The organism is Achromobacter aegrifaciens, assembly GCF_902859965.1.
In the GTDB taxonomy this organism is placed as follows: Bacteria; Pseudomonadota; Gammaproteobacteria; order Burkholderiales; family Burkholderiaceae_B; genus Achromobacter; species Achromobacter aegrifaciens.
This window is the reverse complement of record NZ_CADIKO010000007.1, coordinates 22,476-44,576: the sequence shown is the minus strand read 5'-3', so window position 1 is coordinate 44,576 and position 22,101 is coordinate 22,476. Positions and strand designations below refer to the sequence as shown.

General features: G+C 65.9%; 24 protein-coding genes and 1 pseudogene. 21 read left to right on the top strand and 4 right to left on the bottom strand.

The window, feature by feature from the left end:
- The first annotated feature begins 121 nt into the window (after positions 1-121).
- From HV793_RS29560 to HV793_RS29470, 19 genes are all read left to right on the top strand, one after another.
- Positions 122-523, top strand: coding sequence for a Zn-ribbon domain-containing OB-fold protein (locus tag HV793_RS29560; protein WP_119450742.1), 402 nt, complete (start codon positions 122-124; stop codon positions 521-523).
- Complete coding sequence (locus HV793_RS29555; RefSeq protein WP_175214383.1) at positions 520-1,692, top strand: thiolase family protein; 1,173 nt, start codon at positions 520-522, stop codon at positions 1,690-1,692. The genes HV793_RS29560 and HV793_RS29555 overlap by 4 nt, the downstream gene beginning before the upstream one ends.
- 59 nt (positions 1,693-1,751) lie before the next feature.
- On the top strand, positions 1,752-2,441 hold the full coding sequence (locus HV793_RS29550) for a 3-oxoacid CoA-transferase subunit A (protein WP_054458619.1): 690 nt from the start codon (positions 1,752-1,754) through the stop codon (positions 2,439-2,441).
- Positions 2,428-3,096, top strand: a complete 669-nt coding sequence (locus HV793_RS29545) for a 3-oxoacid CoA-transferase subunit B (protein ID WP_119450740.1) — start codon at positions 2,428-2,430, stop codon at positions 3,094-3,096. The genes HV793_RS29550 and HV793_RS29545 overlap by 14 nt, the downstream gene beginning before the upstream one ends.
- 32 nt (positions 3,097-3,128) lie before the next feature.
- Positions 3,129-4,673 (top strand): acyl-CoA carboxylase subunit beta, encoded by a 1,545-nt coding sequence (locus HV793_RS29540; RefSeq protein WP_175214382.1) that lies wholly within the window; start codon positions 3,129-3,131, stop codon positions 4,671-4,673.
- Positions 4,674-4,683: 10 nt separating this feature from the next.
- Complete coding sequence (locus tag HV793_RS29535; protein WP_175214381.1) at positions 4,684-6,051, top strand: acetyl-CoA carboxylase biotin carboxylase subunit; 1,368 nt, start codon at positions 4,684-4,686, stop codon at positions 6,049-6,051.
- Positions 6,048-6,260, top strand: a complete 213-nt coding sequence (locus tag HV793_RS29530) for an acyl-CoA carboxylase biotin carboxyl carrier protein subunit (RefSeq protein WP_054458613.1) — start codon at positions 6,048-6,050, stop codon at positions 6,258-6,260. The genes HV793_RS29535 and HV793_RS29530 overlap by 4 nt, the downstream gene beginning before the upstream one ends.
- Positions 6,261-6,302: 42 nt before the next feature.
- A complete protein-coding gene (locus HV793_RS29525; protein WP_175214380.1) occupies positions 6,303-7,328 on the top strand; it encodes a Bug family tripartite tricarboxylate transporter substrate binding protein in 1,026 nt (341 codons plus the stop codon).
- A gap of 62 nt (positions 7,329-7,390) precedes the next feature.
- Entirely contained in the window at positions 7,391-8,311 is a 921-nt protein-coding gene (locus HV793_RS29520; RefSeq protein ID WP_175214379.1) for an SDR family NAD(P)-dependent oxidoreductase, read from the top strand.
- A gap of 51 nt (positions 8,312-8,362) precedes the next feature.
- Complete coding sequence (locus HV793_RS29515; RefSeq protein ID WP_175214378.1) at positions 8,363-9,211, top strand: MaoC/PaaZ C-terminal domain-containing protein; 849 nt, start codon at positions 8,363-8,365, stop codon at positions 9,209-9,211.
- Positions 9,212-9,582: 371 nt separating this feature from the next.
- Positions 9,583-9,849 (top strand): hypothetical protein, encoded by a 267-nt coding sequence (locus HV793_RS29510; protein ID WP_054458606.1) that lies wholly within the window; start codon positions 9,583-9,585, stop codon positions 9,847-9,849.
- Positions 9,846-11,264: a pilus assembly protein TadG-related protein gene (locus HV793_RS29505; protein ID WP_175214377.1), complete on the top strand. Its 1,419-nt coding sequence runs from the start codon at positions 9,846-9,848 to the stop codon at positions 11,262-11,264. The genes HV793_RS29510 and HV793_RS29505 overlap by 4 nt, the downstream gene beginning before the upstream one ends.
- Complete coding sequence (locus HV793_RS29500; RefSeq protein WP_175214376.1) at positions 11,261-11,878, top strand: pilus assembly protein; 618 nt, start codon at positions 11,261-11,263, stop codon at positions 11,876-11,878. Before HV793_RS29505 ends, HV793_RS29500 begins: the two co-directional genes overlap by 4 nt.
- The gene (locus tag HV793_RS29495; RefSeq protein WP_175214375.1) at positions 11,875-12,660 is read left to right on the top strand and encodes a hypothetical protein; all 786 of its coding nucleotides are present in this window, start codon (positions 11,875-11,877) and stop codon (positions 12,658-12,660) included. Before HV793_RS29500 ends, HV793_RS29495 begins: the two co-directional genes overlap by 4 nt.
- Positions 12,657-13,511, top strand: coding sequence for a Flp pilus assembly protein CpaB (gene cpaB / locus HV793_RS29490; RefSeq protein ID WP_175214374.1), 855 nt, complete (start codon positions 12,657-12,659; stop codon positions 13,509-13,511). The genes HV793_RS29495 and cpaB overlap by 4 nt, the downstream gene beginning before the upstream one ends.
- On the top strand, positions 13,508-14,878 hold the full coding sequence (locus HV793_RS29485; protein WP_175214373.1) for a type II and III secretion system protein family protein: 1,371 nt from the start codon (positions 13,508-13,510) through the stop codon (positions 14,876-14,878). The genes cpaB and HV793_RS29485 overlap by 4 nt, the downstream gene beginning before the upstream one ends.
- On the top strand, positions 14,875-16,569 hold the full coding sequence (locus HV793_RS29480; RefSeq protein WP_175214372.1) for a TadA family conjugal transfer-associated ATPase: 1,695 nt from the start codon (positions 14,875-14,877) through the stop codon (positions 16,567-16,569). The genes HV793_RS29485 and HV793_RS29480 overlap by 4 nt, the downstream gene beginning before the upstream one ends.
- On the top strand, positions 16,566-17,411 hold the full coding sequence (locus tag HV793_RS29475; RefSeq protein WP_175214371.1) for a type II secretion system F family protein: 846 nt from the start codon (positions 16,566-16,568) through the stop codon (positions 17,409-17,411). Before HV793_RS29480 ends, HV793_RS29475 begins: the two co-directional genes overlap by 4 nt.
- Before the next feature lie 14 nt (positions 17,412-17,425).
- On the top strand, positions 17,426-18,298 hold the full coding sequence (locus HV793_RS29470; protein ID WP_175214370.1) for a type II secretion system F family protein: 873 nt from the start codon (positions 17,426-17,428) through the stop codon (positions 18,296-18,298).
- Positions 18,299-18,305: 7 nt separating this feature from the next.
- On the opposite strand, the gene HV793_RS31215 is transcribed toward HV793_RS29470, so the two are convergent.
- A complete protein-coding gene (locus HV793_RS31215; protein WP_225589319.1) occupies positions 18,306-18,452 on the bottom strand; it encodes a hypothetical protein in 147 nt (48 codons plus the stop codon).
- Between HV793_RS31215 and HV793_RS31210 the strand changes: the two are divergent.
- A pseudogene (locus HV793_RS31210) lies at positions 18,421-18,528 on the top strand (DUF192 domain-containing protein); the annotation flags it as partial. The gene HV793_RS31215 and the pseudogene HV793_RS31210 overlap by 32 nt on opposite strands.
- A 9-nt stretch (positions 18,529-18,537) precedes the next feature.
- On the opposite strand, the gene HV793_RS31205 reads toward HV793_RS31210, so the two are convergent.
- A complete protein-coding gene (locus HV793_RS31205; RefSeq protein ID WP_054458588.1) occupies positions 18,538-19,341 on the bottom strand; it encodes a BPSS1780 family membrane protein in 804 nt (267 codons plus the stop codon).
- Positions 19,342-19,407: 66 nt separating this feature from the next.
- Positions 19,408-20,376 (bottom strand): homoserine kinase, encoded by a 969-nt coding sequence (locus HV793_RS29460; RefSeq protein ID WP_119450729.1) that lies wholly within the window; start codon positions 20,374-20,376, stop codon positions 19,408-19,410.
- A 185-nt stretch (positions 20,377-20,561) separates the two neighbouring features.
- Here HV793_RS29460 and dusA point away from each other — a divergent pair, with 185 nt between their 5' ends.
- Entirely contained in the window at positions 20,562-21,578 is a 1,017-nt protein-coding gene (gene dusA, locus HV793_RS29455; protein WP_082401337.1) for a tRNA dihydrouridine(20/20a) synthase DusA, read from the top strand.
- Positions 21,579-21,606: 28 nt separating this feature from the next.
- Here dusA and HV793_RS29450 read toward each other — a convergent pair whose 3' ends face one another.
- Positions 21,607-22,065 (bottom strand): CBS domain-containing protein, encoded by a 459-nt coding sequence (locus HV793_RS29450; RefSeq protein ID WP_054458582.1) that lies wholly within the window; start codon positions 22,063-22,065, stop codon positions 21,607-21,609.
- Positions 22,066-22,101 lie beyond the last annotated feature (36 nt).

Here is a 22,101-nt window from a genome sequence, read left to right as displayed (position 1 = left end):
TTAGCCATTCCCGCGCGCAAAGTTAAAGGTGATTTGCCCTCGGGTCCGTTTATCTGCCGCACGCCTGTCCCTACACTGAGCCGCAATGTTGGCAGGTTCAAAAAGACGACAGGAGACAAGGGTGGAGATCCAGAGCAGTGCGCAGGCAGCGGGCGGACCCGAGCAGGTTTATCTGGAGGGCCTGGCGGCAGGCCGGTTTCAGATCCAACGCTGCGCCGATTGCAGGCAGGCGGTGTTCTATCCGCGCTGCGTATGCCCCCATTGCGGCGGCGCGGCATTGGATTGGTTCAGCCCCGCGGGGGAGGGCGTGGTGTACGCCAGCACCACCGTGTATCGCGATGCGGAGCAGGGCGGCGACTACAACGTGTGCCTCGTGGATCTGCCGGAAGGCGTGCGGATGATGAGCCGTGTCGCGGAGATCGCGCCTGGACATGTGCGGATCGGCATGCGCGTCAGCGCCAGGATCGTTGGAGACGGCGAGGCGGCGAAAGTGGTCTTTGTGCCTATGGGAGCAGTGGCATGACGCTGCGCGATTTGAGGGGCAAGACTGCCGTGGTGGGCGTGGGGCAGGCCGGGCTGGGTCAGGCCCGCGGTTATACCGAGCAGGAGGTGCTGGCGCAGGCCGCCATGGCTGCGATCGCCGATGCGGGCCTGAGCCTGAAGGACATAGACGGCATTACGACATGCAGTTCCCTGTCGCCGATGTGGGCGATGTCAGTGGTCGAGTATCTGGGCATACGGCCGACCTTCCTGGACAGCACCATGATAGGCGGCTCCAGCTACGTGGCGCATCTGCTGCCCGCAATGCACGCGCTGGCGTCCGGGCAATGCAATGCGGTCCTGGTCTGCTACGGCAGCACCCAGCGCACCGCCAAGTTCAACCGCGCCGATCTGACTCGCGCGCGGAAATCCCTTGACCCTCAGCCCTACGAAACGCCCTATGACCCGCCTTTGCCGGTGGCGGCGTATGCGTTGGCCGCGAGCCGCCACATGCACCAGTACGGCACCACGCGCAAGCAATTATCGGAAGTGGCGGTGGCCGCGCGGAAATGGGCGCAGTTGAACCCCGAAGCCACCATGCGCGAGCCGCTGTCGCTGGCGGATGTGGAGGCTGCGCGTCCGGTTTGCGAGCCCTTTACCGTTCGCGACTGCTGCATGGTCAGCGATGGCGCGGGCGCCTTTGTGCTGACGCGCTCGGACCGGGCCCGCGATTGCACCAGGAAGCCGGTGTACGTGATGGGCAACGCCACCGCGGTGTGGAACCGGCAGGTTTCCTCCATGCATGACCTGACGGTGACGGCGGCGCTTGAATCGGGCAGGCGCTGCTACGAGATGGCCGGCGTATCTGCAAAGGACATGGACCTGGCCATGTTGTATGACGCCTTCACCATCAACACCATCCTGTTCCTGGAAGACCTGGGCTTCTGCCAGAAGGGCGAGGGCGGCGCGTTCGTGGACGACGGCGCAATCGCGCCGGGCGGGCGGCTGGCGGTCAATACCAACGGCGGCGGCTTGTCCTGCGTGCATCCCGGCATGTACGGCGTATTTCTCATGGTCGAGGCCGTCAGGCAGTTGCGCGGCGAATGCGGAGAGCGCCAGTTGAAGGATCCGAACCTGGCTCTGGTGCATGGCAACGGCGGGACCTTGTCCAGCCAGTCCACCGCGATCCTGAGCGCCTTGCCTGCGCTCTGACCGTCCGACAAGTTTGCGGTAGAGGCGGAACGACCGCATCCATCGCCATGGGGAAAGCAATGTTGAACAAGATCGTGCCTACTTTGGAGTCCGCCGTGGCCGGGGTGGAGGATGGCGCCACACTGCTGATCGGCGGGTTCGGCGCATCCGGCGTGCCAACGGAACTGTTGCAGACGCTGCTGGAAACCGGCGCGCGCGAACTGACCATCGTCAACAACAACGCCGGCAATGGCGAGCCGGGCTTGAGCCAGTTGATCCGTGCGGGGCGGGTGCGCAAGGTGATCTGCTCCTTCGCCCGTTCCTCCAATCCCAGGAAGCCCAATGCCGCCGCGTTCGGCGAATGGTATGCGGCGGGCAGGATCGAGCTGGAGGTGGTGCCGCAGGGCACCTTGGCCGAACGCCTGCGCGCCGCTGGCGCGGGCATGGGACCTTTCTTCACGCCCACGGCCTATGGGACGCGGCTGGCGCAAGGCAAGGAAACGCGCTCCATCAACGGCCGGGGGTATGTGCTGGAAGAGCCGTTGCCGGGCGATGTGGCCTTCGTGAAGGCCCAGTACGGCGACAGCGCGGGCAATCTGACCTACCGCTACGCCAGCCGCAATTTCGGACCTGTGATGTGCATGGCCGCAAGGCTCACGGTGGCTCAGGTCGACCAGGTGGTGCCGCTGGGGGCGTTGGCGCCGGAACAGGTCGTGACGCCCGGAATCTTCGTTCAACGCATCGTCGAGTGCCCCAATGAGCATCAATAGCCTGTCCCGCGCGCGCATGGCGCAGATCGTCGCCGACGACATTCCGCCCGCTTCGTACGTCAATCTGGGCATAGGCATGCCGACGTCGGTGGCGGATTACCTGAAGCCGGAGCGCGGCGTGGTGCTGCATAGCGAAAACGGCATCCTGGGCATGAAAGGCCTGCCGCCAGGCGCGGAGGTCGACGGGGATCTGCTCAACGCCAGCAAGGAGCCCGTCGCGCTGGACATCGGGGCGTCGATCACCGATCACGTCGTGTCCTTTTCGATGATGCGCGGCGGCCATATCGATCTCACCGTGCTGGGCGCCTTCCAGGTGTCGGCCGACGGCGACCTGGCCAACTGGGACACGGGGCGCGAAGACTCGATACCGGCGGTCGGCGGGGCCATGGATCTGGTGGCGGGCGCCAAGCGCATCTTCGTGATGATGCAGCACGTGGATCGCGACGGCCGGCCGAAGATCGTGCCCGCATGCACTTATCCCCTTACCGGCAAGGCCGTGGTGGATCGCATCTATAGCGATCTGGCCATCCTGGACATCAGGCCGGACGGGCTGCATGTGCGGGCGATGGTGAGCGGCCTGGATTTCGCGGCGCTGCAGGCGCGGACCGCGGTGGAACTGACGCTGGACGAGGCGTGGATCGAACTGGCGCCCTGAGTTTCAGGCTGGCGCCGTCATGGGAGGAAGCAATGAGCTGGACGCAGGAATTGGACGAACTGGCGCGCCGCAAGGCGTTTTCCCTGCGCATGGGGGGCGAGGACAAGGTGAAGCGTCAGCATGACGCAGGCAAGCTGGACATCCGTCAACGGATCGAACGGCTGGTCGACGGCGGTTCGTTCGTCGAAGTCGGCGGATTGGCCGGCAGCGGCGAATATGACGAACAGGGCCGCCTGGTCCATGTGATGCCCTCGAACGTGATCATGGGGCGCGCGGCGCTGGGCCGTAAAAACGTCGTGGTCGTGGGCGACGACTTCACCGTGCGCGGCGGCGCGAACGACGGCGCTGTGGGCGACAAGATGATATTCGCCGAGCAGATGGCGTTCGATCTGCGCATTCCGCTGGTGCGCCTCATCGACGGTACGGGCGGCGGCGGCTCGGTCAGGAACATCGAGAAGATGGGGCATGCGCTGCTGCCGAAGATGAAGATCTGGGCCTATGTGGCGCGCAACCTGGCGCAGGTCCCGGTGGTGTCGCTGGCCCTCGGATCGGTGGCGGGCCAAGGGGCTGCGCGCGTGGCGGGCAGCCACTATTCCGTCATGGTGAAGGACACTTCGCAGCTGTTCATCGCGGGTCCACCGGTGGTGGCCAAGATCGGCCAGAATCTGGGCAAGAACGAACTGGGTGGAAGCGCCATCCATACGCGCAATGGCGTGGTGGACGACGAGGTGGATTCCGAGGACGAGGCCTTCGCGGCCGCGCGGCGCTTCCTGTCGTACATGCCCGCCTCCGTGCACGATCTTGCGCCCAGGGGCGAGATCCCGACCGTGGCTGCGGACCAGGACTGGCTGCGCACGGCCATCCCGAAGGACACGCGCAAGGTCTACAAGATCCGGCCGATACTGGAAACCTTGTTCGATCCCGGCAGTGTGTTCGAAATCGGCCGGCATTGGGGCAAGGCCATTGTCGGCGGCCTGGCCCGGGTGGATGGCTGGCCGGTGCTGTTCGCCGCCAGCAACCCTTATCACTATGGCGGCGGCTGGGACCGGCATACCGCCGAGAAATTCACCCGCCTGGTCGATCTGGCCGAGACCTTCCATTTGCCGGTGGTGAACCTGGTCGACATCGCGGGTTTCCAGATCGGTCTGGAAGCCGAGAAGGACGGCGTGATGCGCGCAGGGGTGAAGGCGCTGACGGCGGTCGCGCAGTCGACGGTGCCCTGGTTCTCGCTGATCATGCGGCGCGCTTTCGGCGTGGCAGCGGGCGGCCATCAGAATTCCAGCCGCTTCAACTTCCGCTATGCCTGGCCATCGGCGCAATGGGGCTCGCTGCCCATCGAGGGCGGCCTGGAGGTGGCGTACCGGTCCGAGATCGAGGCGGCCGCCGACCCGGAAGCCAAGCGCGCGGAGATCGAGGAAAGAGTGCGGGCCCTGACGTCCCCGTTCCGCAGCGCGGAGGCCTTCGTCATCGAGGACATCATCGATCCGGCCTGCACGCGAGCGCGCCTGGTCGAGTTCGCCAATCTGGCCGCGCCGCTGCGCCGGCCCGGCCAGGTGACCACCGGATACCGGCCCTGAGAGGATGCAGATGAAGAAGATCTTGATTGCCAACCGGGGGGCCGCTGCCGCGCGCATCCTGCGTGCCGTGAAGGCGCTGGGCCTGCAATCCGTGGCGGTGTACTCCGAGGCCGATGCCGACCTGCCGTACGTGCTCCAGGCCGATGAGAGCTACTGCATCGGGCCCGCGCCGGCGCGGGCCAGCTATCTCAACCAGGACCTGCTGCTTGAGGTCATGGCGCGCTGCGGAGCTGATGCGCTGCATCCGGGCTACGGATTCCTTTCCGAGAACGCGCAATTCGCACGCAGAGTGGAAGCGGCGGGGCATTGCTTCATCGGACCTTCGTCCAGGTGGATCGATGTGCTGGGCAACAAGGCGAGCGCGCGCGAGTTGATGCAACGGCATGGCCTGCAGGCAGGCGGCAGCACCGGCATCCTGCCTCGCGACGACATGGTCGCGGTACGCCAGGCCGCCGACGCACTCGGGTATCCGGTGCTGATCAAGCCTGCGGGCGGTGGCGGAGGCATAGGCATGATCCCCGTCCACGATCCGCAATCGCTGTCCGACTGCTGGGAACGCGCCAGCGGCATGGCCGAAAAGGCGTTTGCCAATGCCGCGCTGTACCTGGAGCGATTCGTGCCGTCGCCGCGGCATATCGAATTCCAGTTCCTGGCGGACAGGTTTGGCAATGTCCTGCCCCTGTTCGAACGGGACTGTTCCACCCAGCGCAGATACCAGAAGGTGATCGAGGAAGCGCCGGCGCCGGCCATCGACCGCCAGGCCGTGGCTGGCATGGCCGAACGGCTGTCGGCGATCCTGGGGAAGATCGGCTACGACGTTATCGGAACGGTGGAGATGCTGTACACGCCGGACAGCGGCTTTTCGTTCCTGGAGGTCAACACGCGCCTGCAGGTCGAGCACGCCATCTCGGAAGCGGTCACCGGCGTGGACATCGTGCAGGCGCAAATCCGCCTGGCTGCGGGCGAAAAGCTGTCGTCGGTGATTGACAGGCCGCCTGCCGTCGCGGGACATGCGATCGAGGCGCGCGTGTATGCCGAGGATCCCGTGCGTTTCCTGCCATCTCCCGGCGTTCTGAAAGCGTTCGAGTTGCCGCCGCCTCGCCCAGGCCTGCGGATAGAGACGGGCTACGCGCAGGGCAACCGGGTTTCCAGCCATTACGACCCCATGGTGGCGAAAGTCATCGCGCATGCCGATGATCGCGCCGCCGCCATCCGCGAGTTGACCGGCGCGCTCGGCGCGATGCGGATAGAGGGCATCAAGACCAACATTCCCATGATTCTTCAGGTGCTCGCGTCGGAGCGGTTCCAGGCCGGTGCGATGACCGTTGACGGCTTGCAGGCAGTGATTTCAACAGAGTCGGTAAAGGAGCTGGCATGAAAAAAATCGTCTCCAACGTGGCAGGCCGTGTGGTCGCGTGTTGCGTGGAAGAGGGGGCACGGATTCAGACGGGCGACGAGGCCTTCAAGGTCGAGTCCATGAAGATGGAAATTCCCGTGGAAAGCGAGGCAGCAGGCCGTATCGCGCAGATTCTGGTTGCGGTCGGCGATGAAGTGGAGGAAGGGCAGGATCTTGCTGTGCTGGATTGAGGCGGACCGCCTCTGAACCTGGATAAGAAAAGCGAGGAGACTATGTTCAAGACAATCAAAAAAGACGCGCCCGCAGCTTCTGCGCGCAAGCGTCCCCTGACGTTCCTGGCGTTGCTGGGAGTGGCGGCCCTGCTGGGCGCCGGCGCGGCGGGCGCGCAGACGGCGCAGGGCTTTCCCAACAAGCCGGTGACGATAAACGTGCCGTTCTCGGCGGGCGGCACGACCGATATCCTGGCACGCGTGATAGGCCAGCGCCTGAGCGAACACTGGGGCGTGTCCGTGGTGGTCGAAAACAAGCCCGGCGCGGGCGGCAACATCGGCACCGCGCAGGTGGCGCGCGCCGCGCCGGACGGCTACACGCTCGTGATGGGCACGATAGGCACGCACGCCATCAATCCCAGTCTCTACAAATCCATGCCCTACGACGCGATCAAGGACTTCGCGCCGATCACGCGTACCGCCATGGTGCCGAATGCCCTGGTGGTGCCCAAGAACGCGCCATACGACACCGTGAAGGAGCTGATCGCCTACGGCCGCGCCCATCCCGGCAAGCTCACCTTCGGCTCTTCCGGACACGGAAGCACGCTGCACATGTCAGGCGAGACGTTCAAGATGATGACCGGCGTCGACATGGTGCATGTGCCCTACAAAGGCAGCACGCCGGCCGTGACGGATCTGCTGGGCGGCCAGATCTCGATGATCTTTGACAACCTGCCTTCGGCGTTGCCGCATATCAAGGCGGGCCGGCTGAAGGTGCTGGCAGTGACCTCGGCCCAGCGCAGCGACCAGCTGCCCGACGTGCCCACCGTGGCGGAGGCGGGCGTGCCCGGCTACGAGGTCGTGTCGTGGTTCGGCCTGTGGGCGCCCGCCAAGACGCCGGACGCCGTCGTGTCGGAGATCAACAAGCAGGTGGTCGCCATCATCCAGACGCCCGACATGCAGAAGCAGATCCGCGACCAGGGAGCGGTGCCCAATCCCGATACGCCCGCGGAGTTCGCCGCCTTCATCGGCAGCGAGGGCAGGAAGTGGGCCGAGGTGGTGCGCCGCGCCAACGTAACGACCGAGTAGGCAATCGACAGTATCGGGTCTGCCGCAGGCAGCCGGCAGGCCCGCTTTGAGGAGACACAGGCATGGAACGCATGATGGAAGGCAAAGTGGCGGTGGTGACCGGGGCCGGGGGCGGCATCGGCCGAGAGATAGCTTTGCAATTGGCGGCCGAGGGCGCCAAGGTCGTGGTCAACGATATCGGGGTCGCGCTCAATGGCGATGACCTGTCCGCCGCGGTGGCGCCTGCGGACGCAGTCGTCGCCGAGATCCGCGCCGCGGGCGGGACGGCCGTCGCCAACTTCGATTCAGTCGCGACGTACGCGTCCGCCAACGCCATCGTCCGGTGCGCCATGGATCACTTTGGCCGCATCGATGGCGTGGTCAACAACGCGGGCAACCTGCGCGACCGCTCTTTCCACAAGATGAGCGAGGAAGAATGGCGGGCCGTCATCGCGGTGCATCTGGATGGCACATTCTTCGTCAGCAGGGCTGCTGCCACGCACTTTCGCGAACAGGAGAGCGGCGCGATGGTGCACATGACCTCGACTTCAGGGCTGATCGGCAACTTTGGCCAGGCCAATTACGGAGCGGCCAAGCTGGGCATCGTGGCCCTGTCCAAGATGATTGCGCTGGATATGGGGCGGTATGGCGTGCGCTCCAACTGCATCGCCCCTTCGGCCTGGAGCCGCATGACCAGTTCCATCCCCACCGATACGCCGCAACAGCGGGACCGCGTGGAAAAGCTCAAGAAAATGGAGGCGGGCAAGATTGCGCCGATGGCCGTGTACTTGCTCAGCGACGCCGCGCGCGAGGTCAGCGGCCAGATATTCGCAGTGCGTGCCAACGAAATCATGCTGATGAGCCAGCCGCGCCCCTTGCGCTCCGTCCATTTCAGCGAAGGCTGGACGCCGCAGCGCATTGCCGAGGTCGCCATTCCGGCAATGCAGAAGCACTTCTATCCGCTGGAGCGTTCGCCCGACGTGATGAGCTGGGATCCGATCTGAACCGGACGCCGTGGTCATGGATGTGTCTTCGGGACCAAAAGGAGAAACGTCATGCGCTTGAGCCATGAGCAACTGTTGAGCTACGAAGTGCCGGAAATCAGGCAGCGCTACACCGAGCGGGATGTCATGCTGTACGCGCTGTCGGTGGGCTTGGGACAGGATCCTGTGGATGCCTCCGACCTGGCCTACGTGGGCAGGCGGCATGATCCGCTGGTGCTGCCCTACATGGCGGTGGTGCTGGGCTATCCGGGCTTCTGGCTGGATGCGCCCGATATCGGGGCCGATACGGTGCGCTTGCTGCACGGCGAACAGGGAATGGAACTGTTCCATCCCATACCCGCCGCCGGCGAACTGACAGGCAAGACCCGCGTCGTGGAGGTTGTCGACAAGGGCGAGAAGGGGCTGTTGCTGTATTCCGAAAAAACGTTGACGGATGCCGGCACGGGGCAGCTCATCGCACGGACTTTCGCGACCCACGTGCTCAGGGGCGATGGCGGCATGGCGAACGCGGGCAGGCAGGCGCGCCCGGCGCACGCCATGCCCGGCGGGCCGCCAGACTGGACCGTGCAGGCGCGCACCCGGCCCGAGCAGGCGCTGGTGTATCGCCTTAATGGCGACTACAACCCGTTGCACTGCGATCCGCAGGTCGCCCAGGCAGCCGGCTTTCCCCGCCCCATACTGCATGGCCTGTGTACGTTTGGCCTGGTGTCGCACACTGTCGCCAGGCAGTTGCAGCCTGCGGGCAACGGGGCGGTGCGTTCCGTGTCGCTGCGGTTTTCCGGGCCGATGTATCCCGGCGAGACGCTGAGCGTAGACGTCTGGCGGGATGGCTCCTTCCGGGCGAAAGTCATCGAGCGCGACGCGATCGTCATTGACAATGGGGTGTTGCGGGTCGCTTAGCGCTGGGTAGGGCGGGCGAGTCCGGGCTGTTGTCCCGAGCGGGGCATTTGCGCGCCGCAAAATGGAAGAGCGCCCCAGCTCAAGGTGAGTCTGAGGCGCTCCTGCCCGGCTTCGCACGCGATGGGTGTCAGACAGCCCGGCAACTCAAATCTACTGCTGAGCCTTAGGTCGAACAATAGGGAAAACCCTTGAATATTAAAGGGTTACAAGATTCATGCCGTTTTGCGCGGTGGCCAGCCTGGGCGGGCTGCCGCCGCCCGTGAACTGTCAACGGACCCGTGATCACTTTATCCGCCTCGGCATCCGCGAATGGCGAGGCCGGGGGCAGACGCCGACACTGAAGCCTGTCTTCACAGTGCCGGAGAACGGATATGTCAGGGTTGCGGAAGCGTCAGTCGGGACAGGGTATGACGGAATACGTGGTGGTCGTGGCCTTGGTCGCGGTGGCGGCCATCGCGGTGTACCAGTATTTCGGCCAGGTGGTGCGATCGCAGACCGCCGCCATGGCGCGTGAACTTGCCGGCGAAGACGGCGGTGCGCAGAGCCGCGCGGCACAACAGGCGGCGCAAAAAGCGGCGGCGCAGACCAAGGCCCGTTCGCTCAAGTCCTTCACCGGCAATGCCACGGACGCGAAGTGAACGCGCGTTCTTGCGCACCGCTTGCTCAACAGCGCGGCCAGGCGCTGGTGCTGGGTCTGTTGATGGCGGCGGTGGGAGGCATATCCCTGGTCGTGCTGTACAACCTGGGGCAAACCGTGGGAGCGCGGCAGCGGCTGACGCATGCCGCGGACGCGGCCGCCTACAGCGGCGCGCTGGAGCAAGCGCGCGCGCTCAATGCCCTGGCCTACATCAACCGCACACAGATCGCGCATCAGGTCGCCATGGCGCATCTGGTCACGCTGGCTGCCTCGGCGCAGTACGCCCGCACCATGCAATCGCAGCGCGACCGCCGCAATCCGCCCGCTGGGCTGATCGCCATGTTGTTCGGCCCCGATGTGGGGGCAGCCTACCAAACGGTGCGGGCAGTGCCCGACGCCGAGCAGAGGCTCGCGTCGGCGTTTGGCGAGCACGACAGAGTGGTCCACCAGGTTCTGGAAGCAGCCGCGGCGTCCGCTGTTTCAGGCTTGGCGGCTTCGCGCGAACGCATCATGAAGAAAGTGCTGTCCGCCAATCTGTCGGACGATGCTCCGTTGCCCGATGGCGATGGCGCGCATGTCCGGGGCCTGAGCCTGCGGCTGCTGACCGATGGCTGGCCCGGATACGTGGGGCGTCGCCTGGCCACGCGCGAGGCGGGGTTGCGGCCCGCTGTCGAACAAGCGGCGGAACGGTACGGGTTTCTCCACCGCCGCAACGTCACGCGCCGCAATCCGTGGATGGTCCATCCGCTGTGCCCTTTGCATCGCCACGAGTTGCGGCGCCGCGGTTCCACCTGGTTGGGGCCGGATGGACGCTGGGGCGCTCTTGATACCCAGTCCTACCATGCGCTGCGTTTCAACCGCTGGAGGGGCTGCTACTTCCGCGAGTACGCCGTGGGCTGGGGCACGGCGCAAGGCCAGAAGATCAAGGCGCCCGAAGGCCTGGAGTACGTGGAAGAGCCACCGCTCGATTTTTCCGAACAGGATTTCTGGCGCTGGGTGGAGCAGTCGACCAACTGGGATCTGCTCGACGGCTTCACCAATCCCATGGCCAATTCGTACGCCATGGCTGCCGCTCAGCGCTGGCCGGGGCGGGGCCTGCCAGCCTATCGCGACATCGCCTTGCCACGCAGCGGCGATCCCCTGCGTTTCGCGGTGACCGTCCGGCTTGCCGGCGCATCCTTGAAAACCACGGATGGCGACAGCGCAGTCCGGACACCCTTGGGGGCGTTCCGCTATGCCGCACTGGGACCGGAAGACGCCGTCACCGTCACTTCCGCGGCGGAAACCTATTTTGCACGGCCGGAACACCGGGCCGATGGCCGGAATGAACTGGCCACGCTATTTCGCCCCTATTGGCAGGCGCGCTTGTCCGCCGTCAGCGCCGCCGAGGCCGCGCAGGCAAGGCGGGCGCCATGAACCCGATCCTCGTGCGGCAGCAGGGGCAGGCTCTGGTCGAAGCATTGCTGATGCTGCCCCTGCTGGCCCTGTTGCTATGGGCGGCGTCCTGGATTGGCGGATTGCAATTCGCAGCGCAGGAAATGGCGCAGGCCAGCCGCAAGACCGCAATGGCAGGCGCCCTGGGACAACCCATGCGGAACTTGCCCGCGCCGGGCGGCATGGCGCTCTCGGGCAAGGCCAGCACCTTATCGGGTATCGCACCCGCGCAGGTCAACGCCTTGCAGGCCGAATGGTTCGGCGCGGATCTGCGATTGCTGTCGGTGACGGCAAGCGCTGCGCGCTTCGATCGGGACAGCGCGGCCTGGTTGCGCATCGCCCGCCGCACGCATGTGGCAAGCGGCGCTGGCTATGCGCACGGCGATGCCGACACGCAACGCAGGATCGGCCGGGCACCTACCGCCTGGTTCAGGGCGGAACGCGCCTCGTTGGCCGAGGCCCGGCGTATGAAGCCTGTCGTCGATCGCCTGGACGGACCCTGGCGCAGGCCCGGCCTGTCGCTGGACTGGTTGTCCGAATGGGCGGATGTGGTGCCTGGGGAGCGGCTTGCCGGCCGCAAGGGGGCGGGCAAATGATCGGCCTGCGCTTTTCGGCGCCCCTTGCGGGTTTTGCCCCATCACGGGAAGACGGCTGGCGAACCGTGGCTATGACAAAGACGCTGCGCCTGTTGATGGCCGGCGCCGTGGCTGTTGCGGCGGTAGGGTGGCGCAATGTCGCCGCAGCTCAGCATCTCGTGACGGGCGGCGGGGAGGCCGGCGGGAGCAGGCCAGGCGTTACCGCGCTGGAGGCCTTGCGTCTGCCCGCAGGTTCGCGTCGCGGATTGTTAGGGGAAAGCATCTGGTTGCATGGAATCCCGGCGCGTGTGCTGGTGTTCGATGCGCCGCTCAGTACGGCGGAGCTGATCCGTTACCTGTCTGCCCAGCAGCCCGCCCTGGTCAATCTCAACGTGTTGTCCGGTCAGGCGATTCTGTCGGGTAGGGTGGGGCAGGAGCAATGGGTCATCCAGCTGGAAGGCCTGGGCTCCCGTCGGACAGCCGGAAGCATTTCGGCGGTCAGCCTTCTGGCCGTGCCTGAAAGCGCTTCACCTGCCTGGCTGCCCGCCGGCGGTCGCCTCAGGCTGGACATTGCCTTGATGGAGGACGGCGTACGCGTTTCTGAGCGGATCTGGCAATACGCCTTGCCTCCGGGGCAGTTGGCTGCGCAGCTGGAGCAGCACCTGCTCCGGAATGGCTGGCGTCGCATGCCCGTCTCCGAGGATTCGGCGCACTGGTGGGTCCGCTCCGGCTCCCGCATGCGGCTGTCGCTGGTGCCGCTGGACGGTGGCACCGGCCTTCTGGTCAGCGGAAGAGTGCCATGACGAACTGGATCACCCATGTAGCGCCGCGTCTGCGCCGAATGGGCGTGTATGCCATAGCACTGATTGCGGGGCTGGTATCCGCGTGGGCGGTGCGGGAACACGTGCAGCAGCGGGTCCAGGCGTTGGAGGCAGAGGCGCGCACGCCGATGGTCAGCCGGCTGGTCGCGGCGTACGACCTGCCTGCTGGCACGCAACTCGAAGAGGTGCACCTGGCAGTGCGCGAGATTCCGCAGCCTTGGGTGTCCCGGGCCAGCATCGATCCCCTGGATCTTGCCAGTTTGCTTGGCGCCACCTTGCTGGCCGATGTCGCCAATGGTGAGCCCTTGCTGCGGGGGCATCTGACATTCAGTCCTCCGGCCCCGGCCTTGGCGTCCCGCTTGCGCAGCGGGCAACGCGCATTGACCGTGGCGGCGACGGACCTGGGCGGCCTGGCGGAAGTCCTGCGCGTAGGCGATGCCATCGACATCTATGTGAGTTTTTCGCATCGGCAGCGGGAGATGACGGTGCCCCTCCTGCAAGGCATGCGCGTGCTGATGGTGGGAGGCGACGCCGAGAGCGAAACCAAGGGCGGCAATATCACCTTGGCAGCGACGCCGGATGAGGCAATGCGATTCGTGGCGGCGCGGCAGAGCGGGGCGCTGACCGCGATGTTGCGCCATCGCGATGATGCCGCAATGGTCAGCGGCGCCGCGCAGGGCGACCTTGCCACCCTGATCGGATTGGACCTGGAACCCCGGAATGCGCCGGGCGTGGCCATCCTGTACGGAGACAGGCTGGACCCCTCGGCAGGCACAGGAGCAATGGATGTGGAAAGTGCAGGCCCGGCTCGACTTCAACGGGGGCGGCCATGAGACGCGTCGTCATCAGCATGTTTGCCTGCGTGTTCTGGTTGGCCAATCCCGCAGCGCGGGCGGAGGATGAGGTGATTGAACTTCAGGTGGGTGAAACGCGGATTCTGTCGCACCCCGGGGTCAAGCGCGTGGCGATAGGCAACGGCCAGGTCGTGGGCGCCATCGAGGCCGAAGGGCGCGAGGTTGTGGTCTTTGCCCGCGCCGAGGGTGTTTCGTCACTGCACATCTGGGCAAACGCCGGGCGCGTCAAGGCCTATGAACTGAGGGTCGTGCCGGCCGGCGCGCCGCGTCTGCGAGCAGAGGTCGAGGCCTTGCTTGCCCGCATCCCCGGCGCGCGCAGTACTGAGGTGGGCGGTCGCATCCTGATCGAGGGCGACGATCTTTCCGACGATGACCGATTGCGCATCACGGCCCTGGCGGACCGCTATCCCGCAGTGCTGGACTTTACCGGCCAAGTGGGTTGGGACCGCATGGTGCAGCTGGACGTTCAGGTCGTGGAGATCCCCACCTCAAGGCTGAGGGATCTGGGCGTGCGCTGGGACGGGCTGTCGCAAGGCGGCATCAACGCCGGCCTGGCCTGGGATGCGGGGTCCAGGGGGCGCATGAACCGTCCAGGCGAAGGGATCATAGAAACGGTGGGCCCGGTCTCTTCGGCGGCTGGCTACTTCGGCGTCAATGCGCTGTTGTCGTCCCGGATCGCGATGCTGGCGCAAAGCGGCGAGGCCGTCATGCTGGCCCAACCTCAATTGCTCGCGCGCAGCGGCGCCAGCGCCACCTTCCTGGCCGGCGGAGAGGTTCCTTACTCGTCGACCGACACGCGCGGCAACGCGACCACGATGTTCAAGCCCTATGGCGTCATGCTCAGGATCACCCCTCGCATCGATCGCAACGGGATCATCCGATCCTTGATCGAGGTAGAGGCGAGTTCGGTGGACAACGCGCTGAGCGTGCCGGGCGGACCGGCGCTACGCACGCGCCGCGCATCCACCGAATTCAACGTGCGGTCCGGCGATACGCTGGTCATCGGCGGCTTCCTGTCGCGCGAGCGGGACGAGACCAGCGATGGCCTGCCATGGCTGAAAGACATCCCGGTTCTGGGGGCCTTGTTTTCGTCCCGGCGCTATCAATTGCGGGAAACCGAACTTGCCATATTCGTGACGCCCAAACTGATTACGCAGGCCGAGCCCGCCATGGCGGACCGCGTGCGGCGGGGACGTGGCGTACTCGAAGCGGCTTTTCCTGTGCCGCCCCGCCTGGGCACCGCCGTGCCTGCCGCGGCAGGGTGGGATGCCCACGCCGGCACCGGTTCGCAGTGGGGCTCGCCGCAAGACGGCGCGCCGATTCCTTCTTCGGAAACTCGGCCATGATCGACGTGGAAATGATGTTTGAAGACGCCTCCGTGCACAGATCCACGGTGGCTGTTCCCGCGTTGATAGGAAGGGGCGCGCATTGCGGGGTGCGCATCGTGAACTGGAGAGTGGGGCGCCAGCACGCCCGCTTGTTGCGCGAAGCGGCGGGGATCGTGCTCGAAGACCTGGGTACGTTGGGCGGAACCCTCGTGAACGGCGCGAGGATCGTGCGCCACGCCCCGGTGTTGCCCGACGACGAAATACTGATCGGGCCTTGCCGGCTGCGGGTGTCGCTGGCGGACATCCCGGAGCGCAACGGGGGCGTGGACGGTGCGGCGGCTGAAAGCGTCGCCCGCGACATGGCTGCCGTGCAGGCACCGCCGATGCTGCCCGCGCCGGCGACGCCAGTGCCGGTTCTGCCACTGCCACATCCGCTGCAGGAGCGCCGGCGGCTGCACGCGGCGCTGCTGGCGGCGCTGGATCTGCGCCGCCGCGACGTGGCGGGCATGAGCGACAGCATGCTGCGTGCCGAGGCCGAACGGCTGCTGACGCATATCGTCGCCACGGACACCGACTTGCCGCCGGGGGTGGACCGGGCTGCGCTTTGCCGCGAGGTGCTTGACGAAGCCGTCGGCCTGGGGCCGCTGGAGCCCTTGCTCGCCGCTGCCGACATTACGGAGATCATGGTCAATCGCCACGACGAGATCTATGTCGAACGCGCCGGCCGCCTGTCGCGCCATCAGGCGGCCTTTACCAGCGAGCAATCGCTGCGTTGGGTCATAGAGCGCATCGTCACACCCTTGGGGCGACGCATCGATGAAAGTTCTCCGATGGTGGATGCGCGCCTGGCCGACGGGTCCCGGGTGCACGCCATCATTCCGCCGGTGGCCCTTAGGGGCGCCAGCCTGACCATACGCAAATTTCCACAGCGGCGCCCCGGAATGTCCGATCTGATCGCTGCGGGGACGCTGAGCGGCGCCATGGCGCAATTCCTGGCGCTCTGCGTGAGGATGCGCAGGAATCTGGTGGTATCTGGAGGGACCGGGGCGGGCAAGACCACGTTGCTCAACATCCTGTCCAACGAGATTCCCGACGGCGAGCGCGTGGTCACCATCGAAGATGCGGCGGAGCTGCGCCTGAACCATGATCATCTGGTGGCGCTGGAGGCGCGTCCGGCCAACCAGGAGGGGCGAGGGCGCATCGACATCCGCGAACTCGTGCGCAACGCGCTGCGCATGCGGCCAGACCGGATCGTCGTGGGCGAGTGCCGCGGGGCGGAGGCATTCGACATGTTGACCGCCATGAACACCGGGCACGAAGGCTCCCTGACGACGCTGCATGCCAACTCGCCACGCGACGCGCTGGGGCGGCTGGAATCGATGATCCTGATGGCCGGGCTCGATCTGCCTCTGGCCGCCGTGCGCGAGCATATCGCGGCCAGCGTGGATATCTTGGTGCAGCAGGCGAGGCTGGGCGATGGGCGTCGCGTCGTGACGTCGATAGCGGAGATTACGGGCATGGAAAGCGGACGCATACAGCTGCAGGATCTGTTCCGCTACGACCGCATGGGCGGCTTCACGGGCTGCGGCGCCTTGCCCGGCTTTGCGCGCGAATGGACGCAGGCCGAGGAGGCCTTCGATCCCGCCTGGTTCTCCAACACCGAGCAGGCGGCGCCGGGGACCACCGTTTTTGCGCAAGGAGCGACATGATCTGGCTATCTGCGGGAGCCGCCATGGTATGCGTGCTGCTGCTGGCGTGGCGTGCCCAACACTGGTTTGCGCCAGCGCTGCGCCGCTACCGCGAGGTCTACACCCAGGAGGCGGGCCTGCGTCTGAGCGAGGTGTTCTTATTCATAGACCCCGCCCAATTGTGGGCTGGCGCGGTGGCTTGCGCGGCGATGGCGGCGGCCTTGGCCTTTGCTGCGACGGGCAGCGGCTTTGTCGCCGCCTTGGCCGCGGCGCTTGCCTCGCGCCTGCCCAGGACGCTGGTAAATGGGTTGCGGCGGCGCCGTGCCCGGCGGTTCGAGCAGCAACTGCCGATGGCGCTGTTGATGCTCGCCTCCGCCCTGCGCGCTGGCGTGGCATTGACCACCGGCCTGCGCCACGTCGTCGAGCAGAGCAGCGCGCCCTTGGCCCAGGAGTTCGGCCTGATGTTGCGCGAGCAGCGCATGGGCGTGCCATGGGACGGCGCGCTTGAAAACCTGCGTGGCCGCATGCCGGCCGATTCGACCGCGCTCGTCGTGGCGGCCATGCGCATTGCGGCGCAGACGGGAGGCAACCTGGCAGAGGCGCTGGAAAGCATCGCGCAGACCCTGCGCGCCCGCCTGCAGTTGCAGGCGAAGCTGCTGGCGCTGACTTCGCAGGGACGTATGCAGGCCTGGATCGTGGGCGCTTTGCCTTTGCTGCTGCTTGCCGTGCTGGACCGGCTGGAGCCGGAAATCATGGGCCTGCTGTGGCATACGCCCGTGGGTTGGGGCGTGTTGGCGATCGTGGCGGTACTGGAGACCGCGGGCATGCTGCTGATCCGGCGCATTGTCTGGATCGATATCTGACGGGAGCGGATGCGATGTGGCTGTACTTGAGCCTGTTGACGGCCGCCCTGGCTGCGGGATGGTTGGCATGGGTGGTTTTTAAGCCATTGCTGCTGGACAGCGAGGGTGCGTCGTCCGCCTTGCCGTGGTGGTGGCGAGCGGCCTGGCCCTGGATTTCCGCGGTGGCGCCCGTGGCTGGGCCTTTATGTTCCTGGCGTTGGCGCATACGGCTGACTCGCGCCATCGAGCGGGCGGCGCTGCCTGCCGGCATCAGCTACGCGCATGTCGCGGCGCTGTGTTGGAGCGCGGCCATGGCTGCCGGCGGGTTGACTGCGGCGGTCGCCATCGTCTTGGCGCAGGCGCAGTCCTGGGAATGGATTCCCTGGATGGTAGCGTCAGCGCTGGCGGCAGGCGCCGCGCCGGGGCTTTGGTTGCGCAGTTTGAGCAGCAACCGGCGACGCAGCATCGAACGCGACCTGCCTTTCGTGTTCGACATGATGACATTGTGTGTGGAAGCGGGGCTGAGCGTGCATGGGGCATTGCAGATGGCCGCCCAGAGCGGACCGGCGGGCATACTGCGAGATGCCCTGGCTGACGCGCTGGCAGAGATACGTGCGGGGGTTTCCAGGACCGCCGCGATCAAGGCCTTGGCGGAACGCAGCAATAGCCCGCTTGCGCGTAACTGGGCGGCCGCCCTGGCGCAGGCCGAAGGACTCGGGATAAGCCTGGGTCCAGTATTGCGGGCACAGGCGGCGCAAGCCCGCAGCGATCGTCACGTGCGTGCGGAACAGCTGGCGATGCAGGCTCCGGTGAAGATGCTGCTGCCGCTGATCGGCTGCATCTTTCCCTGCACGTTCATCGTGCTGGCCTTTCCGGTCATGGTGCAATTGCTGCAGAGCGTGCAATGACTGGTGGTCAGCCATCGGCGCGGCGCGGCGGACTCAGGCTACTCAAGGTCGCCAGCTGCTGCGGCCGCGCGCGCGGCTTGCTGGGACGCAAGCCGCCGGGGCCGCGGTCCGGCATCTTGCTGATGCATTGCGCCGCGGTGCATACCTTTGGCATGCGCTATGCCATCGACGTGGCATTCATATCGCGGCAGGGAAGGGTGCTTGCGGTGCGCAGGGCGCTGGCGCCCTGCCGCGTGGCGTCATGCCTGGGCGCCGTTGCCGTCGTCGAGATGCGCGCCGGCATTCTCGATACCGAATACGGAGGTATAGGCAGGATAGAAGCTGCAGTACAGCACGCCACCCGCGGCGATATTGAAGGGAATCTGCAGCGTGCCGGCAAGCTGGGGTGACAGGCCGATGGCGACCAGAAGGCCGGCGCACAGGTCGATGAAAAGAAACACCAGGATCCAGGTGGCGCCGTAGACCAGGAACGGCAGCTTGTTGCGCCAGCAGGCGATGCCGGAGAAGAACAGCGCCTGGACCAGGCGCAGCCCATGCCAGGCGACCAGGACGGGGGCGTGCCAGAACAGCGCGGCGATCACGACATACACGATCGCGAACAAAGTCAGCGGAACGGCCATGGCGGACAGGATGGGCTCCATGGACTTTTCCACGGAGGCTATGCGCATGCCCTCGACCATCGCGTCCGTGAATGGCAGGAAGATGATCAGGCCAGTCGCAATGCAGAGCGCCGCGTACAGCAGCCCCATCAGGAACAGTTTCCTGAATACGCCAGGCTGCTTGAGCGGCTTGGCCCACATCGAGGGCAGCATGATGCGGTCGGCTTCGACATGCTTGCACGCCGATAGCGTCATCAGCGTGATGATGGGCATTAGCGCCACCACCAGTATGGGTCCGACCGGCGGCGTCGCGGTGGCGAAGATGACCAGAAGGCTGATGGCCATGGCCCAGGTGAACATGGCCAGAGGTTGCTTGCGGAACAGACGGAAGCCGTCTCGGACCCATTGCCAGCCGGATGTCGCGGGGAGGAATGCTGCTTGCATGGCTCTTTAAAGGGGGGAGATCTCTCAAAAAGGGACGCGCTATCCCCATTATGGGGGGAGCAACGGTTACGGCAATATTGGCAGGCCAGGGCGGTGGCGCGCTTGCAACACTCTTTCGAAATGCCGGGGGTCGTGCGGTTTCAGGGTCTGAGCCGGCCGCGGCAGGAAAAAGTCATACAGGCGCGATATCCAGAAGCGCAGCGCGGCGGCCCGCAGCATCAGCGGCCAGACCTCGCGTTCCGCGTCGGTGAACGGGCGCACGGCCGCGTAGGCTGCCAACCAGGACTCGACCAGTTCGGGCACGAATTCACCCGTGTCGCGTTCGATGCACCAGTCGTTGACGCTCACCGCCACGTCGAACAGCCAGGTGTCGCAGCCGGCGAAGTAGAAGTCGATGATGCCGCCCATGAGCGGATCTTCGAAGGTGCCAGCGAACAGGACGTTGTCCCGGAACAGGTCGCAGTGGGCCGGGCCGGTCTGCAATGTCTGCCAGGCCGGCGTCGCAGCGGCGGCCTGCTGGTCGGCCAGCTCCGCCGACAGCAGTTGGGCCTGCGCCGGTTCCAGGAAGGGCATGACCTTGGGTGCCGTTTCCAGCCACCAGGACAGTCCGCGCAGGTTGGGCTGGTGCAGCGGAAAGTCGCGTCCGGCCAGGTGGGCGCGGGCCAGCGTGGCGCCGGCCAGGGCGCAATGCGCCGGGCCGGGAGCGGGTTCGTAGCCGCCGGGCAGGCGTGAAACGATGGCGCAGGGCTTGCCGTGCAGGGTCGTCAGGCGAGTGCCGTCGCGCAGGGTCTGGGGCCGGGGCACGGGAATGCCGCGCTCGGCCAGGTGGTACATCAGCTCGATATAGAAAGGCAACTGGGCCTGCGTCAGCACCTCGAACAGCGTCAGCACATATTCGCCGCGGGTCGTGTACAGGAAGTAGTTGGTATTCTCGATACCCGCCGTAATCCCCCGAAGCGAGACAAACTCGCCCAGATCGAAATGCGCCAGTAGGGCGCGAGCGTCGTCTTCGGAGACAGGGGTGAATACGGCCATTGATGTGCGGGATCTAGGGGTTGACGGGCGCGCGCGCATGCTGGTTTCGGCTGCGGCGGCGCAATTTTAGACCACATGGCGGGTCAGTCTGTCCGACTTGCGGTGGAGCGGATACGGCCGCCCGCCAGACACAAAGCCGCCAAGCACCGTAAAATACCGCATCCCCTTGTTTTGTAGAGTGATTCTTGGACTCCCCCGACTGGCGGCTGTGCGTCGCCCCCATGATCGATGTGACCGACCGCCATTGCCGTTATTTCCACCGGCTGCTGGCGCCGCGCGCACGCTTGTACACGGAAATGATCACCACCGGCGCGTTGTTGCACGGCAATGTCGAGCGGCACCTGGACTTTGACGAGGCCGAGCATCCCGTGGCCTTGCAATTGGGCGGCAGCGAACCCGACGCCCTGGCGCATTCGGCCAGGCTGGGAAAAAAGTGGGGTTACGACGAGATCAACCTGAATTGCGGTTGCCCGTCAGAACGGGTGCAGAAGGGCGCGTTCGGCGCCTGCCTGATGGCGGAGCCCGCTCTGGTGGCCGATTGCATGAAGGCCATGCAGGATGCCGTGGATATCCCTGTCACCGTCAAACACCGGCTTGGCCTGGATTACGACGAGTCCTACGCGTTTGTCCGCGATTTCGTCGGCAAGATCTACGACACCGGCTGCCGGGTGTTCATCGCCCATGCCCGCAATGCGGTACTCAAGGGCCTGACGCCCAAGGACAACCGCGAGATTCCGCCTCTGCGCTACGACGTGGTGCGGCAATTGAAGCGCGACTTCCCGGATTGCACGTTCGTGCTCAACGGCGGTCTGGCCGACGCCGAGCAGTCCGTGCGCGCCGCGGGCGATTTCGACGGTGTCATGCTGGGCCGGGCTGCCTGGCACACGCCGCGAGTGCTGTCCGAGGTGTCCTTGCAGCTATGGCCGTCGCTGCGGCTGCCCAGCGATGCGCAGGTGGTGGACGCGATGATGGGATATGCGACGCGGCAGGTCGCGCGGGGCGTGCCCCTGCGGGTGATGACGCGGCCCATGCTGGGGCTGGTGAATGGCCAGTCCGGTGCGCGCCGCTGGCGCCGCATGCTGTCCGATCCGGCCCTGCTGGCCGCGAACAACCCTGAACTGATCTACGATGCCTGGCGCAGCCAGCGGCATGCGCCGGATATGCGCGGCGCCGCGATCGAAGCGGCGCCGGCTGGGGTTTGACGAGGGGCCAGCCAAGCTGGCCGCGGGCTCAGGACTTGGCCGGTTCGGCGCTTTCCGTGGGCCAATCGCGGATATAGGCCTTCAGCATGTTGTTTTCGAATTGCTGGGCCGCCACGATGGCCTGGGCCATGTCGTAGAACGAAATGACGCCCATCAGGGTGGGGCCGTCCATGACCGGAATGTAGCGCGCGTGCTTTTCGAGCATCAGGCGCTGCACTTCGTCGGCGCTGGTGTTGGGGGACACGCTGACCGGGGCATCGTCCATGATGGAACGGATGGTGGTGTCGCCGGCGCCGCCATGCGCATGCATGTGGCGGATGATCTCGCGGAACGTGAGCATGCCGGTCAGCGTCCCGAATTCCATGATCACCAGCGAGCCTATGTCCTGCTCGCTCATTGTTTGCACGGCCTGGGACACAGGCATGTCGGGCGACGCCGTATAGAGCGTATCGCCCTTGACGCGCAAAATCTCGCTGACCTTCAACATCGGTTCCTCCTGGGCGGTTTACGCCCTAATGCTATT

Coding starts and splice junctions, on each gene's coding strand:
- HV793_RS29555 (WP_175214383.1), top strand. CDS start 520: ATGACGCTGCGCGATTTGAGGGGCAAGACTGCCGTGGTGGGCGTGGGG.
- HV793_RS29550 (WP_054458619.1), top strand. CDS start 1,752: ATGTTGAACAAGATCGTGCCTACTTTGGAGTCCGCCGTGGCCGGGGTG.
- HV793_RS29545 (WP_119450740.1), top strand. CDS start 2,428: ATGAGCATCAATAGCCTGTCCCGCGCGCGCATGGCGCAGATCGTCGCC.
- HV793_RS29540 (WP_175214382.1), top strand. CDS start 3,129: ATGAGCTGGACGCAGGAATTGGACGAACTGGCGCGCCGCAAGGCGTTT.
- HV793_RS29535 (WP_175214381.1), top strand. CDS start 4,684: ATGAAGAAGATCTTGATTGCCAACCGGGGGGCCGCTGCCGCGCGCATC.
- HV793_RS29530 (WP_054458613.1), top strand. CDS start 6,048: ATGAAAAAAATCGTCTCCAACGTGGCAGGCCGTGTGGTCGCGTGTTGC.
- HV793_RS29525 (WP_175214380.1), top strand. CDS start 6,303: ATGTTCAAGACAATCAAAAAAGACGCGCCCGCAGCTTCTGCGCGCAAG.
- HV793_RS29520 (WP_175214379.1), top strand. CDS start 7,391: ATGGAACGCATGATGGAAGGCAAAGTGGCGGTGGTGACCGGGGCCGGG.
- HV793_RS29515 (WP_175214378.1), top strand. CDS start 8,363: ATGCGCTTGAGCCATGAGCAACTGTTGAGCTACGAAGTGCCGGAAATC.
- HV793_RS29510 (WP_054458606.1), top strand. CDS start 9,583: ATGTCAGGGTTGCGGAAGCGTCAGTCGGGACAGGGTATGACGGAATAC.
- HV793_RS29500 (WP_175214376.1), top strand. CDS start 11,261: ATGAACCCGATCCTCGTGCGGCAGCAGGGGCAGGCTCTGGTCGAAGCA.
- HV793_RS29495 (WP_175214375.1), top strand. CDS start 11,875: ATGATCGGCCTGCGCTTTTCGGCGCCCCTTGCGGGTTTTGCCCCATCA.
- cpaB (WP_175214374.1), top strand. CDS start 12,657: ATGACGAACTGGATCACCCATGTAGCGCCGCGTCTGCGCCGAATGGGC.
- HV793_RS29485 (WP_175214373.1), top strand. CDS start 13,508: ATGAGACGCGTCGTCATCAGCATGTTTGCCTGCGTGTTCTGGTTGGCC.
- HV793_RS29480 (WP_175214372.1), top strand. CDS start 14,875: ATGATCGACGTGGAAATGATGTTTGAAGACGCCTCCGTGCACAGATCC.
- HV793_RS29475 (WP_175214371.1), top strand. CDS start 16,566: ATGATCTGGCTATCTGCGGGAGCCGCCATGGTATGCGTGCTGCTGCTG.
- HV793_RS29470 (WP_175214370.1), top strand. CDS start 17,426: ATGTGGCTGTACTTGAGCCTGTTGACGGCCGCCCTGGCTGCGGGATGG.
- HV793_RS31215 (WP_225589319.1), bottom strand. CDS start 18,452: ATGCCAAAGGTATGCACCGCGGCGCAATGCATCAGCAAGATGCCGGAC.
- HV793_RS31205 (WP_054458588.1), bottom strand. CDS start 19,341: ATGCAAGCAGCATTCCTCCCCGCGACATCCGGCTGGCAATGGGTCCGA.
- HV793_RS29460 (WP_119450729.1), bottom strand. CDS start 20,376: ATGGCCGTATTCACCCCTGTCTCCGAAGACGACGCTCGCGCCCTACTG.
- HV793_RS29450 (WP_054458582.1), bottom strand. CDS start 22,065: ATGTTGAAGGTCAGCGAGATTTTGCGCGTCAAGGGCGATACGCTCTAT.